The organism is Acinetobacter sp. C26M (assembly GCF_023702675.1).
Classification (GTDB): Bacteria; Pseudomonadota; Gammaproteobacteria; order Pseudomonadales; family Moraxellaceae; genus Acinetobacter.
On the sequence record NZ_CP098478.1, the window covers coordinates 1,800,559 to 1,812,825 of the forward strand.

Annotated in this window: 16 protein-coding genes; 6 read left to right on the forward strand and 10 right to left on the reverse strand. The window is 37.4% G+C overall.

Going from position 1 to position 12,267, the window contains the following annotated elements; translation table 11 throughout:
• Positions 1 to 48: 48 nt before the first annotated feature.
• Both NDN11_RS08140 and NDN11_RS08145 read right to left on the reverse strand, forming a co-directional pair.
• Positions 49 to 513 carry a MarR family winged helix-turn-helix transcriptional regulator gene (locus NDN11_RS08140; RefSeq protein WP_251111341.1) on the reverse strand — a complete coding sequence of 155 codons (465 nt, stop codon included), beginning with the start codon at positions 511 to 513 and terminating at the stop codon, positions 49 to 51.
• A 715-nt stretch (positions 514 to 1,228) separates the two neighbouring features.
• Positions 1,229 to 2,086, reverse strand: coding sequence for an alpha/beta hydrolase family protein (locus NDN11_RS08145; protein ID WP_251111342.1), 858 nt, complete (start codon positions 2,084 to 2,086; stop codon positions 1,229 to 1,231).
• A gap of 134 nt (positions 2,087 to 2,220) precedes the next feature.
• On the opposite strand from NDN11_RS08145, the gene NDN11_RS08150 reads away from it, so the two are divergent.
• Positions 2,221 to 2,676 (forward strand): hypothetical protein, encoded by a 456-nt coding sequence (locus tag NDN11_RS08150; RefSeq protein ID WP_251111343.1) that lies wholly within the window; start codon positions 2,221 to 2,223, stop codon positions 2,674 to 2,676.
• A 12-nt stretch (positions 2,677 to 2,688) separates the two neighbouring features.
• Here NDN11_RS08150 and NDN11_RS08155 read toward each other — a convergent pair whose 3' ends face one another.
• On the reverse strand, positions 2,689 to 2,949 hold the full coding sequence (locus NDN11_RS08155; protein WP_167246802.1) for a hypothetical protein: 261 nt from the start codon (positions 2,947 to 2,949) through the stop codon (positions 2,689 to 2,691).
• Positions 2,950 to 3,363: 414 nt separating this feature from the next.
• Positions 3,364 to 4,665, reverse strand: a complete 1,302-nt coding sequence (brnQ, locus tag NDN11_RS08160) for a branched-chain amino acid transport system II carrier protein (RefSeq protein WP_167246804.1) — start codon at positions 4,663 to 4,665, stop codon at positions 3,364 to 3,366.
• A 356-nt stretch (positions 4,666 to 5,021) separates the two neighbouring features.
• Here brnQ and map point away from each other — a divergent pair, with 356 nt between their 5' ends.
• Positions 5,022 to 5,816, forward strand: coding sequence for a type I methionyl aminopeptidase (map, locus tag NDN11_RS08165; protein ID WP_167246806.1), 795 nt, complete (start codon positions 5,022 to 5,024; stop codon positions 5,814 to 5,816).
• 21 nt (positions 5,817 to 5,837) lie between these two features.
• Here map and NDN11_RS08170 read toward each other — a convergent pair whose 3' ends face one another.
• Together NDN11_RS08170 and NDN11_RS08175 are read right to left on the reverse strand one after the other, a co-directional pair.
• Entirely contained in the window at positions 5,838 to 6,758 is a 921-nt protein-coding gene (locus NDN11_RS08170) for a LysR family transcriptional regulator (RefSeq protein WP_251111344.1), read from the reverse strand.
• Between the two features lie 55 nt (positions 6,759 to 6,813).
• Positions 6,814 to 7,242, reverse strand: a complete 429-nt coding sequence (locus tag NDN11_RS08175) for a guanosine-3',5'-bis(diphosphate) 3'-pyrophosphohydrolase (RefSeq protein ID WP_251111345.1) — start codon at positions 7,240 to 7,242, stop codon at positions 6,814 to 6,816.
• 79 nt (positions 7,243 to 7,321) lie between these two features.
• On the opposite strand from NDN11_RS08175, the gene NDN11_RS08180 reads away from it, so the two are divergent.
• Positions 7,322 to 7,645 (forward strand): hypothetical protein, encoded by a 324-nt coding sequence (locus NDN11_RS08180; protein ID WP_251111346.1) that lies wholly within the window; start codon positions 7,322 to 7,324, stop codon positions 7,643 to 7,645.
• A 51-nt stretch (positions 7,646 to 7,696) separates the two neighbouring features.
• On the opposite strand, the gene grxD is transcribed toward NDN11_RS08180, so the two are convergent.
• Positions 7,697 to 8,038 (reverse strand): Grx4 family monothiol glutaredoxin, encoded by a 342-nt coding sequence (gene grxD, locus NDN11_RS08185; RefSeq protein ID WP_005054182.1) that lies wholly within the window; start codon positions 8,036 to 8,038, stop codon positions 7,697 to 7,699.
• Positions 8,039 to 8,201: 163 nt separating this feature from the next.
• Here grxD and NDN11_RS08190 point away from each other — a divergent pair, with 163 nt between their 5' ends.
• On the forward strand, positions 8,202 to 9,416 hold the full coding sequence (locus NDN11_RS08190) for an aspartate aminotransferase family protein (protein WP_167246814.1): 1,215 nt from the start codon (positions 8,202 to 8,204) through the stop codon (positions 9,414 to 9,416).
• Positions 9,417 to 9,477: 61 nt separating this feature from the next.
• Here NDN11_RS08190 and NDN11_RS08195 read toward each other — a convergent pair whose 3' ends face one another.
• The 3 genes from NDN11_RS08195 to NDN11_RS08205 all read right to left on the reverse strand — a co-directional run bounded on the left by NDN11_RS08195 (position 9,478) and on the right by NDN11_RS08205 (position 11,162).
• Positions 9,478 to 9,909: a CBS domain-containing protein gene (locus NDN11_RS08195; RefSeq protein ID WP_004806717.1), complete on the reverse strand. Its 432-nt coding sequence runs from the start codon at positions 9,907 to 9,909 to the stop codon at positions 9,478 to 9,480.
• A gap of 138 nt (positions 9,910 to 10,047) precedes the next feature.
• Positions 10,048 to 10,425, reverse strand: coding sequence for a DUF2750 domain-containing protein (locus NDN11_RS08200; protein ID WP_251111347.1), 378 nt, complete (start codon positions 10,423 to 10,425; stop codon positions 10,048 to 10,050).
• Between the two features lie 503 nt (positions 10,426 to 10,928).
• Positions 10,929 to 11,162, reverse strand: coding sequence for an SEL1-like repeat protein (locus NDN11_RS08205; protein ID WP_004653777.1), 234 nt, complete (start codon positions 11,160 to 11,162; stop codon positions 10,929 to 10,931).
• 226 nt (positions 11,163 to 11,388) lie between these two features.
• Between NDN11_RS08205 and NDN11_RS08210 the strand changes: the two genes are divergently transcribed.
• Together NDN11_RS08210 and NDN11_RS08215 are read left to right on the forward strand one after the other, a co-directional pair.
• A complete protein-coding gene (locus tag NDN11_RS08210; RefSeq protein ID WP_004806721.1) occupies positions 11,389 to 11,748 on the forward strand; it encodes a hypothetical protein in 360 nt (119 codons plus the stop codon).
• 111 nt (positions 11,749 to 11,859) lie between these two features.
• Positions 11,860 to 12,189, forward strand: a complete 330-nt coding sequence (locus NDN11_RS08215) for a PilV family protein (protein ID WP_167246816.1) — start codon at positions 11,860 to 11,862, stop codon at positions 12,187 to 12,189.
• Positions 12,190 to 12,267 lie beyond the last annotated feature (78 nt).

Here is a 12,267-nt window from a genome sequence, read left to right on the forward strand (position 1 = left end):
ATAAGATTAAAAAAGGCTTCCTATTGGAAGCCTTTTTTAATTAGTTGCTTAGCGTGCAAGATTTTTAAACATATGGCGTAAAATTTCCATTGTTTTTTCAATTTGCAGTGGTGTTAAGCCATCAAAAGATTGTTCTAAAATAACAGAGGTTAGGTCATTGATTTTAATAATCATTTCTTTACCTTTTTCGGTTAGGTAGACGCGAGTGATACGACCATCTTCTTTACAAGAATAGGTATCGATATAGCCTTCATCTTTTAGGCGATAAACAATCTTGGTTGTGGTCGACATTTTGGAAATGACCATGTCTGAGAGTTCAGACACACTTGCATGAGGTTTGACGTGCAATGCAATTAAAATGCGGCGGCGAGAATTGTCTAAACCATATTTTTTGAGCACGTTATCAATATTTTGAACGTATTGAGCATTTACTTGAGAAATCCAGTAAAAAGGGAAGTCTTCCAGGTTAAATGAATCGGCTGTAGGTAAAAAACGCGCATATTTTTTTGGCATCACTTATTTCCTATACTTGCACAAGAAACTACGCCTAGTAGTTCCTAGATTCCATGAAATGTCTATAATTTGCCTGTTAAAAAAATCCATTTCCTGATTTTTTTAGCATTCCATTTTTTAACAAATCTGTCCAAAGATAACGATGAAATTATCTTTATTCTGAGTGAATAAGTCATCATAAAATTCACATAAATCAGCTATTAATGATGTACTATCCAGTCGTCTTTCCCTCAAAGTTGTCCTACAGCCTTGCATTGCTGCTTATTTGTAGAATAATCGTATTGTAGAAAAAAAATACGATTTTTGACGTGACATTTTTATAATATTTTCTGTCTAAAATGTCATAAATATACGAAATCAATATATTTATAAAATAAATAACGCTTAAAAAATAGCTAATACAAATATTTGTATTGATCAACTGGTTAAAATATAGCACATAAAAATTTTTAAAAAAGTTGAATAAATACATTCTTTGTCACATTTTTCCGATGAAATTTTAAAAATGACAGGTTAAAACCAAAGCAGAGTAAGCTAATTTGAATAAATAACTGTGAATTACAGATTGATAGAATAAATATCAGAGAAAACAAGAAGCTAAATATCTACAAAGATTGGTTTTTGGTATCGATACTAAAAAAGACGCATCTAAACAGGATTACAGGTTTAGATGCGTAAAGTGCAAAGCTTGAAACTAGAAAAGTGATCACTTGATTTAAATGCGGAGTTCATTTTCCATGAGAGGCCATAGCTTTTGATGTGATTTTTTAAACATCAACATATGGCCAATTTGCTTATAGCCGTGCTGTTGTGGATTCAACTCGATCAACTTAGTTTTGGCATTCGGGTAGAGGCGTAATAGGTCTTTAACATTCGCCTGTGTCGCGATTTCATCATCGCTTGCCCAAAAAGAAGTGATTGGGCATTGGATTTCTTGGTGGTAGTCTTCAAAAATGGTTTTACCAATTGCATTCATGACATAGCCTGGCTTACTACAAAATTCAGCCCATTGTTTTGCAACATTTTTAGGTAGGTTTTCACCCATGCCAATGAATTGAGTTGCACCATAACCTTTAATAAGGCTTGAAACAGGGAAGATAACATTAAACATCAAAGGTGCAAGAATTTTAGTTTTTCCTTTCAATCCTTTAACATGACCTGTTGAGCCAGCGATCGCCAATACCTTAGCAACTTTATTATAGTTAGAGGTAATACCGAGTAACTGTCCACCTGCGCTATGCCCAACAATAATCACTTTTTCAGCTTGGGTTCGATCTAATAAACTCTCGATTGCAGCAGGAATATCATAAATTCCCCAGTCATTTATACTGGCTGTAGAGTCTTTAAGTGCACCATGTAAAGATTCACCGATACCTCTGAAATCAAAACTTAAAACACTATAACCTTGCTGGTTCAGCCATTCTGCGAAAGCATGATAGAAATTTTTGGTAATGCCTGTTGCTGGACAAATCAGCACAGGATACGGCTTACTGTTATCTGTTGCTGGATAAAATTGAGCAGCAAGTCGATAACCATCTTTACAATTTATCCAAAAAGATTCAAAGCTATTCATTTAAAAGACACTCGTATAAATCCATAGTTCTACTTTACACAAGTTCCAAAAAGAAACTCGTTTAAAAAATGACTTAAAAGTCAAATTTTATGTAATATACGCACACAAAAGGAATTTTTAATTTCGGGGATTGTATGTTTGTTTTAAATGCTGCAACACAGCTTGCTATTGTATTTAGTGGGATTTTTCTCTGGGTGGGAATGTTAACAGGGGTTTGGAAATATTATCAGATTAGACAATCGGAGCTTGCCAGAGCGCATTATTATGTTGATATTGCACATCGAAGTAGTTTGCTTTACGCGGCTGCAAGTTTAATTCTAGCCGCATTAAGTTTGTTTACGGTTTTATCAGATGCATGGGTATTATTCTGTGTAGTGGCAAATCTGTTCTTTTTTGCAATGTCGATTTTAATTTACATACTGCACGGTCTATTAAAAGACACCACCAATCAATTTAAACAACCGCATCAAGTGGGTAGGTGGACATTGCCGGCTTGGTGTATGACGCTCATGATGTTGAGTCTAATTATTGTTGAGTTAGGCGCTACTAGTATCTTGGTGCTTGGAACAATTGCAAAGTTTTTAAATTAAAAAAATGGATGATTACTCATCCATTTTTCCTAAATTATTTTTTTGGCGTACTGCACTTAACTGTCGAAACTTTCGATCGACCAGTGCCCACGTACAAAAGGCCAATGATACAACTAGTGCATATGCAAAATATTCGGGTTTTAAGTTACCTTTAATTGTGCCTTGAAATAACAACGTAACCATTAAGGCTAGTGTTGTGATTGCATATACGATTGAATCATTGGTCTTCAGAGCGTTAATGAAGACTTGCTTGTTGAAATGTATTGATAACATCTCCATCCCTCCTTGTGGTGACGACAAAACCATGTGTTTTTGTCTGAATTGTTTCTTAAGTTGTACTGCTATTTTCTGAGCATTTCAATAGGGATTGGGACTATTTTGAAAATAAATTTTTGAATGTATTGATTTATATAACTTTTGAGTATTTTTTATATTGATTTATACTATTTTTTAGTTAAATATTGGTCGTTATTTTTACATTTTGAAAAACTTGGAATTTATCCATTGTACGAAAATATTGGTTTTAAGCGAATAGCAGATAAACTTGTATGCATTAAGGATATTAATCAAGCCTACAAAGGAATAGAAAGATTTGCCGTAAACAAAAAATGAACGTTGGATAAAAGAACATTTTTTGTATAGCTAAAATCATGTTTGGGTAAAACATCATTTTAACGACAAATCATTTTAATTCTTAGATGCTGTTACGCGATCAATCACAATTGCAAAAACAAGAACGATGAGCGATGGAAGTAGCCATGCAAGATTTTGTTCGTTTAAAGGCAAATGTTGGATGAATGTTGGTAATTGCTGAGTAAATCCAGCTGCTTTAATCGCTTCAATAATGCCGAAAAGAAATGCAACAGCAGTGACAGAGCCAACCACGATAGAAGGATTGTTCCAACGCTTCCAGAAAAAGCTGAGCATAATCACAACAATTGCGGGTGGGTAAATTGCACTGAGTACAGGAACGGATACCGCAATTAACTTGGTTAAACCTAAATTGGAGATCAGTAACGAAAAGCCAGTTAGGATAAAAACAAGCAACTTATAAGACAGGCCTGTCAATTCGGTAAAATATTCAGCACATGCGCAGGTCAAGCCAATTGCAGTTACCATACATGCGAGGAAAATCAAGATCGTTAAGAAATAAGATCCGTAATCACCAAATGCGTGTTGTACATATGCATGCAGAATGATTGCACCATTGGCTGCATTAGGCGCAACTTCATGGCTACCTAAGCCAAGTTTAAACAAGCTGATATACACAAGCGTCAGTCCAACACCTGCAATCAAACTTGCGATAATGGCATATTTGGTAATTAATTTAGCATCAGTCACACCACGTGATTGAATCGCTTGAATAATTACGATACCAAATACCAGTGCACCTAAGGTATCCATGGTCAAATAACCGCTTACAAAGCCTTCAGAAACTGGACTAGCGATATAGTTATTGACAGGAGCTGAGATGAGACCCGTTGGAATAGCAAATGCCGCGATACCTAAGATTGCCAAGGCAATAATTTTTAAAGGTGCAAGTACATGACCAACAGTATCGAGTAGTTTGTTTGGATACAATGAAACTGCAGTCACAAAAGCAAAATAAACAACACTATAGATGAACAGACTGCTGCCAGATGTACCAAAATAGGGTGCAAAACCAATTTCATAAGAAACAGTTGCGGTACGTGGCGTTGCAAATAGTGGACCTACAGATAAATAGCAGACAATCGTTAACAACAGGCTAAAGAAGCGTCCGAGTGGGGAACTGATGATTTCGATTGAGCCTTTCATGCGAGATAGGGCCATAATCGTAATGACAGGCAAACCAACTGCGGTAATTAAGAAACCGAAAGCGGCAAGCCAAACATGTTCACCAGCCTGCTGAGCAACGATTGGAGGAAAGATAATATTGCCTGCGCCAATAAATAACGCGAAGGTCATAAAACCTAAAGCAATGATATCTCCTGTACGAAGTTGATTCATAAAGAGGGAGGTATAAAATAAAAGTGCGAATTTTAGAACAAAAATGCGTTCTTTTGAAACTAATTTATGTGAAATTTGGTTGATTTTTGACTAAAAAGAAACGATGAAAATCATATAATTAGTAATGGTAAAGCTAATACTTTGAAAAGGTTTCTAAAAGTCGAAAAATAGAAGTTATTATGTTTTTTTTCTATGATGCTGATCGAAATTAAATGTAAAATAAAAACCGTCATTTAGTCTTAAAATGATTGAAGATTTGCATGCTAAAGCGTACAAATATTGAAATACTTTGTGCAGTCCCAATATTTTTTTTCTGCATGTGATTTTAATCTGATTGATGAATAAGGAAATCTCGAATGAGAGCTTCTACTGTGACCATTAAGACTGAACAAGATCTGGAGAAATTACGTATCTCTGGTCGTTTAGCGGCACAAGTGTTAGAAATGATCGGGCCTTATATCAAGCCTGGCATTTCAACTGAATATTTAGATGATATCTGCAATGATTATATTGTGAATACCTTGCAGGTGATCCCAGCCAACGTAGGCTATCACGGTTTTACCAAGACGACCTGTATCTCTGTTAATGAAGAGGTTTGTCACGCCATACCTTCTGCGAAAAAGATTTTGCAAGAGGGGGATATTTTAAATATCGATGTTGCTGTGATTAAAGATGGCTATTTTGGTGATACCAGTCGTATGTACTTTGTTGGTGAGCCAAGCCCCGAAGCGAAGAAATTGGTTGAAACCACTTATGAAGCGATGTTAGCGGGTATTCATACAGTGAAACCTGGGGCGACTTTAGGTGATATTGGCTATGCCATTCAATCAGTTGCACATCGTGAAGGTTATAGCATTGTGCGTGAATATTGTGGGCATGGTATTGGTCGTATTTACCATGAACAGCCAAATATCCTGCACTATGGTCAAAAAGGTCAGGGTATGGTCTTAAAAAAAGGTATGGTCTTTACCATTGAACCGATGGTTAATGCTGGGAAAAGACATGTAAGAGAGCTGAATGATGGCTGGACTGTAATAACTCAAGACAAGTCATTGTCTGCGCAATGGGAACATATGGTTGCTGTAACAGATGATGGTTTTGAATTGTTAACGCCATGGCCAAATGGGACAGGGCATTATCCTACTGTTTAAGGTATTTAAAAAAGCGCGATTTTAATCGCGCTTTTTTTTCGTTGAACATTGAGTCAGTTGTTCGACCAAATAATCAATAAAAACACGAACAGCGGGCAATAGACCGCGTCTCGATGGGTAAACTGCATGGAAAATACCATGTGGTGCAGTCCATTCTGGTAGTACAGTCACTAGTTGACCTGATTTGACAAAATCTTGAGCAATACTATCTGGAAGTAAAGCGATTCCACAGTTTTGAGTGGCTAATTCTGCTAGCATCAATAAATTCGAACCCATAATTACAGGGTTTACTTTGATCTTTTTCTGTTGATGGTCTGGACCTGTGAGTAAGAACTGCTGATCAAGATGGTCTTCTGCCATACTAATGATCCGGTGTTCGGCAAGCTGTTCTGGGCTATTGAGATGACCAAATTCATTTAAATAGGCTTGGCTGGCGAAAAGACGTTGTTCAATCGCTTCGAATTGGCGCAATACAAGGTTCGGATCATCATCTAACTTAGAGCGAACTCGTAAAGCGAGATCAATCCCTTCATTGATCACATCCACACGACGATTGCTGACCATCATTTGCACCCGAACTTCAGGGTATTTTTTCAAAAAGGCGGGTAGAATCTTTGCCATCTGGTTTTGAGCAATATCAACGGGGACACTGACTTTGATGACACCACGTGGCTGACTACTCAAATGATTGACTACATCGTGCGCTGCTTGCGCTGCATTCATCATCACTTGTGCATGCCGATAGACATCCATCCCAATATCAGTCACAGCAAAATGACGTGAACTACGTTGGATTAGACGTACACCGAGTTGTTCTTCAAGATTATAAACCCTACGGCTGAGTTTTGATTTAGGAATGTCTGTTGCACGTTCTGCAGCACTAAAGCCACCATGTTCTACAACAAGCGCGAAGCAATAAAAATCATCTAAATCCGTTAGCATTACGCTATAAACTCCAGCTTATTGTGATTAAGTTAAATGAATATAAAAGTGATTATTAAACATTGTGGGCTAATAATATAGCCCGAACCTGCTGATATTGTTTCATTCGCTCAAAATCTTTTGTGGTTGGCGATGGAATGCGAGATAAGTCCATATTGTCCGTGATATCTGCCAATTTCACAACACGCGCCAAAGGATTTTGGGCGACTCGTTGAGCGGCTTCGACTCGAGACTCACCATCCAGTTTGGTGAGCGCAATGATGGCTTCGATAATGTGTGCTTGAAATCCCAGCGCTTGTAAATCTTCAATGCTTGTTTCGGTATCTTCTAAGACATCGTGCAGAACAGCAATGATTTTATGATCCGTGCTGGGTACATTCAGCATCACTCTAAGTGGGTGTAAAATATAAGGGGCATTGGCTTTGTCAACTTGGCCTGAATGTTGTTTTGCGGCAAATGCAATCGCTTGCTCTAATGTTGCCATCAGCTAAATCCTCCGCTTCAAGATAGATTAGCGCGTCATATTCTTTTAAACTGGCTGAAATTTTTTACGCTTAAGTATTATGTCATATCAACTTATCAATATTGTCGATGCGACCCAAAACATTGTATGTCCTTTTTGTCAGCATGCTGTTCTAGACTGGGATCAGGAACAATACATTCAACCTTGTGAGCATACGCTATTTATGGCTATGGATTTAGGCTTTGAATTTATTGCTGATCGTTTTGAAGAAGTTTTACCACAGTCAGTAGATGAAATTCATGAAGATCCAAATATGAATATTTTTGCTAGTGTTACGCAAGCTCACTATACTGACATGCACATTTATAAAGCGGATTTAGGTGTAGAAGGGTTATTTCGTTATGTTGGATTTAGTCAAAATTAGAATCCTTCCAATAAAAAAGCCAATCATTTGATTGGCTTTTTGCTTTACAGCTTATGCTTCAGGAGCCGCGCTGTATTGTTCAACTAATGGTTTTAACTCACCATTTTGGAACATTTCAAGCATGATGTCGCTACCACCAATAAGCTCGCCATTAATCCATAATTGTGGAAAAGTAGGCCAGTTCGCAATTTGAGGTAAAGTTGCACGAATATCTTGATTTTCCAAAATATTTACATAGGCAAATGGACGACCAATTTGGCTAAGTGCTTCTACTGCACGAGCAGAAAAACCACATTGCGGGAATTGTGGAGTGCCTTTCATGTAAAGTAAAACAGGGTGTTTCGCAATTTGATCACGAATTAACGCTACTGTATCACGCGCTTGTTCCGTCATAGATAGATCCTCAACTAATCTCCTTGCATTATACCTAAAAAAAAGCGTGGCGGAGGATTGCGAAAGATTTTTCTTATATAAATGTGACTTTAGGCTTTCAATCTACGCAAGTTTTTGCTTATATAACTTTTTTCACCACAACTACTGATAGATTGAGTTTGTTATGACTAATATCACTCTTGCTCCTGTGCAACCTGATCAACCATCACATCTTATGGCAACCTATGGTCGCCAAGCGATCAGCTTTGTACGAGGACGAGGGGCGTATTTATATACGGCAGAGGGTACAGAATATTTAGATGCGTTAACGGGGATTGCAGTGTGTGGTTTAGGACATGCACATCCAGTTATTGCAGAAGCCATTGCTGAACAAGCTGCGACTTTGGTGCATACCAGCAATTTATATGAAATTCCTTGGCAAACTGCCGCGGCACAGAAATTAGCTGCAGTTTCAGGTATGGAAGAGATCTTCTTTTCAAACAGTGGCGCTGAATCAAATGAAGGTGCGATCAAAATTGCACGTAAATTTGGTGCTCAACAAGGCATTGCATACCCAAAAATTTTAGTCGCGGAACAGTCTTTCCATGGCCGTACCTTGGCAACCTTGTCTGCAACTGGCAATAAAAAGGTTCAGGAAGGTTTTGCGCCTTTGGTCGAAGGTTTTATTCGTGTGCCTTTTGGTGATGTGGAGGCGATTCAAGAAGCAGCAATCAATCATCCAGATATTGTTGCCATCCTGATTGAGCCTATCCAAGGTGAAGGTGGTGTCAATACCGCACCACAAGGGTTTAGTTACTTGGAAGATGTACGTGCGCTATGTAATCAACATAATTGGTTGATGATGCTAGATGAGATTCAAACAGGGAATGGCCGTACAGGCAAATACTTTGCTTATCAACATACCAGCATTATTCCTGATGTAATGACAACGGCTAAAGGCTTAGGCAATGGCTTCCCAATTGGTGCCGTCATGACACAAGGTAAAGCCGTGGGTTTGCTTGGTGCAGGTAGCCATGGTTCAACTTATGGTGGAACAGTGTTAGGTTCGCGTGTGGTATATACCGTGCTTGATACCCTGGAAAAAGAAAATGCTGTTGAGAACGCCGCTACAGTTGGTGCTTATATTGTCGATCAACTCAGAGCGCAATTGGCCGATTATAATGTTCAAGTGCGCGGCTTTGGTATGATGATTGGGATTCAATTGCCAAAAGACTGTGCCGAACTGGTCGCAATTGCACGTGATGAATATAAGTTGATTATCAATGTAACGGCAGGTTCAGTGGTACGTTTATTACCGCCATTAAACATGACACAAGCGCAGGCAGATGAGTTACTACAACGTCTTGTTCCTGTGATTCAGAACTTTCTAAAAGCATAATCTTTGTAGGTTGAATAAAAAAAGGGCAATTGATTTGCCCTTTTTTAATTTGTTTCTTAAATCAGCCAGAAATATATTGTTGAAGCTGCTCAATCAGAATACGTTGATCGTCCATCGCAGCTTTAACTAAGTCTCCGATAGAGATGAATCCAACTAACTTTTCTTGATCAAGCACAGGTAAATGACGTAAATGACGGTCAGTCATGAGGTTAAGGCATTCTTCGACCGTATGGTTTAAACCTACAGAAATTACTTTTGATGTCATAATGTCCGACACAGGTGTATTGTTTGATGAACGCTCCATCAAGGCAATTTTACGGGTATAGTCACGTTCAGAAAAAATACCTACCACTGTTTCATTTTCAGCGACAACTAAAGCACCAACACCTTTTTCTGCCATAATTTTAATTGCTTCAAGTACAGTCGCATTCGGTGAAATGGTAAAAATTGATTGTACTGCTTTATTCTTGATGACTTGAGCAACGATTGTCATTGTTTATCCACCTGTGTTGTATTGTCATTTTCATTTAACTTAACGGTATTTTTTTTAAATGCAAAGCCCTAATTTCATTCCAATGATAACTTTTCTTCATGAGTGTCTAAAAAGTCATCACTGGAGTAGAGAGAAAAATTATATCGTCATTGCTGCTTGATGTGGCATAAAGAAGAAATGCTGCATTTGCTGAGTTGAAAGTTTAAATTTACGATGCGAAGAGTTAAATAAAGCAGGTTCAACTTGTAAACGGGTTAAAGTTGGAAGCAATGATTCGTGGAAATCTTTCGGCGTAATCTTACGTGGTGTGTAGTTTTTCCAGTGTGCTTTAGCATAGCGATGAGCTTGTACGCCGTTCAGCCAAAAGGGGAATACGTGACCATCTTGATCCGATTTGATAGCCCAACCCTGATGGTATAAACCCCAAAGAACGCCACAATACATCATTGTTTTTAGAATTGAAATTTTAAACATCAACTCACGTGAGACTGGTTGGAAATGGCTAAAACGATACATGTTATTAAACTAATATTCTTAAACTTATGTTTTATTATAAGAAAGATAGATGGCAGTTATGTTTAAACAATTGATCTAAATCGTAAGCAAATATTGTAGCTATCTCATCCCAGCGGTTAAAGCTTTGGCACAGCGCAAGTCAGGAATATGAAAGAACTATGTTAATCGTTTTATATAGGTATTAAAAAACGTCACCTGAGCAAGACAAAGCGATTAAGCTTTGGCACAGCGCAAGTCAGGAATATGAAAGAACTATGTTAATTCGTTTTACGTAGGTATTAAAAAACGCCACCTGAGCAAGACAAAGCGACTAAAGCTTTGGCATAGCGCAAGTCAGAAATGTGAAATAACTATGTTAATTCGTTTTACGTAGGTATTAAAAAACGCCACCTGAGCAAGACAAAGCGACTAAAGCTTTGGCATAGCGCAAGTCAGAAATGTGAAAGAACTATGTTAATTCGTTTTACGTAGGTATTAAAAAACGCCACCTAAGTGACGTTTCATTATGCTTGTAGGGTTGCCATCTTCTGCCAATACTGTGCTTTCAAGGAATCACGTTCTACTCGGAAGCCTTGATAATACAACTCTGCTAAAAATAATGCCGCTTTACCGTGACCTGCTTTAGCTACTTCTTCAAGCTCTTTCACTGCATCTTGGAAGTTTTTTTGCGATTGAATTGTATTTACCGCATTTGCATATACATGCTCTAGTTCATGGTGTGTAAATTGTTGAATCATATATAACTCCTTATTTTAATTATGATTACCGCAAATTCTATTCAAAGTTACTCTACTTTGAATTTAAGCTACTTTAACTTAGATTTGTTAAATTATTATGACAAAATTGATTGAATTGTCAAATATATTCGGTGTCATTACGTAAATAAAATCTTACACGATTAAACATTTGTCGCAAATAATTTTAAGTAAAATCAAAGTGAGAATAATAGAAAAGGAGAATAACATGTCCAATGTCATTGATGGCGTAACTGTGGATGTCCCACCATTAGAAAGTCAAATTATTGCGTTAGCTCATCATCATCGTCAATTACTTGATGAAGCCATTTTCCATCAAGAAATTCACTTGGGTGATTACTGCTTAGCACAACGTAAACGCGTGTATGACTTTGCGAGTCATTTAAGTCCTGAACAAAAAGATCAGTTTTATCGGATCTACGATGGAGAGTTGAAAAATATTGCCGATGATGATGACTTACATCCTGCAGATGCTGAAAGTGGTGTAGGTATGTTTGCCATTTTTATTACCTTGGTCATCATTGCATTTATTTTGTACTTTTCCTTTGTTCGTACATTAGTCAGTTAATTATTGCTAAAGTAGTGTGCGTTCAATAAGTTGTGGAATTGTGACTTATTGAACGTTGTGCTTGTCCTTAGCGAATCAGAGACTTACACTACCTCTAATTCGAGGTAGATTATGTTGTCTATAATTTTTAAACATAAGGTTATGCAATCCAAATTAGGATTTAAGTTGGACCAATTTTATAATGTTTTGGTCGGTATTATTATTTTGTCTATTTTTATACTTGCGTATAACGCATTACAGCGTCCAATTAATACAGTGCAGTATCAAAAAGTTGTTCAGTACGCACAACAGGCGAGCCATCCAAGAACACAGCATTTAGCTGGAGATATTTTGGAACAGGCTAAAATTCGGCGTGTAGATTATTTAAAGCTTTTAAATGCTTACCAATTTGAATCGAATCGTATTAAACAATATCCAGCTATGGCAAAAGAAGATGAATGAGTTTTAAGCAATTCATTTCTATTTATAAATGAATGATTTGCCTCTGTCGGAAAAAAGAAATCAATTTATGCTAGACTA

Coding starts and splice junctions, on each gene's coding strand:
- NDN11_RS08140 (WP_251111341.1), bottom strand. CDS start 513: ATGCCAAAAAAATATGCGCGTTTTTTACCTACAGCCGATTCATTTAAC.
- NDN11_RS08145 (WP_251111342.1), bottom strand. CDS start 2,086: ATGAATAGCTTTGAATCTTTTTGGATAAATTGTAAAGATGGTTATCGA.
- NDN11_RS08150 (WP_251111343.1), top strand. CDS start 2,221: ATGTTTGTTTTAAATGCTGCAACACAGCTTGCTATTGTATTTAGTGGG.
- NDN11_RS08155 (WP_167246802.1), bottom strand. CDS start 2,949: ATGTTATCAATACATTTCAACAAGCAAGTCTTCATTAACGCTCTGAAG.
- brnQ (WP_167246804.1), bottom strand. CDS start 4,665: ATGAATCAACTTCGTACAGGAGATATCATTGCTTTAGGTTTTATGACC.
- map (WP_167246806.1), top strand. CDS start 5,022: ATGAGAGCTTCTACTGTGACCATTAAGACTGAACAAGATCTGGAGAAA.
- NDN11_RS08170 (WP_251111344.1), bottom strand. CDS start 6,758: ATGCTAACGGATTTAGATGATTTTTATTGCTTCGCGCTTGTTGTAGAA.
- NDN11_RS08175 (WP_251111345.1), bottom strand. CDS start 7,242: ATGGCAACATTAGAGCAAGCGATTGCATTTGCCGCAAAACAACATTCA.
- NDN11_RS08180 (WP_251111346.1), top strand. CDS start 7,322: ATGTCATATCAACTTATCAATATTGTCGATGCGACCCAAAACATTGTA.
- grxD (WP_005054182.1), bottom strand. CDS start 8,038: ATGACGGAACAAGCGCGTGATACAGTAGCGTTAATTCGTGATCAAATT.
- NDN11_RS08190 (WP_167246814.1), top strand. CDS start 8,202: ATGACTAATATCACTCTTGCTCCTGTGCAACCTGATCAACCATCACAT.
- NDN11_RS08195 (WP_004806717.1), bottom strand. CDS start 9,909: ATGACAATCGTTGCTCAAGTCATCAAGAATAAAGCAGTACAATCAATT.
- NDN11_RS08200 (WP_251111347.1), bottom strand. CDS start 10,425: ATGTATCGTTTTAGCCATTTCCAACCAGTCTCACGTGAGTTGATGTTT.
- NDN11_RS08205 (WP_004653777.1), bottom strand. CDS start 11,162: ATGATTCAACAATTTACACACCATGAACTAGAGCATGTATATGCAAAT.
- NDN11_RS08210 (WP_004806721.1), top strand. CDS start 11,389: ATGTCCAATGTCATTGATGGCGTAACTGTGGATGTCCCACCATTAGAA.
- NDN11_RS08215 (WP_167246816.1), top strand. CDS start 11,860: ATGTTGTCTATAATTTTTAAACATAAGGTTATGCAATCCAAATTAGGA.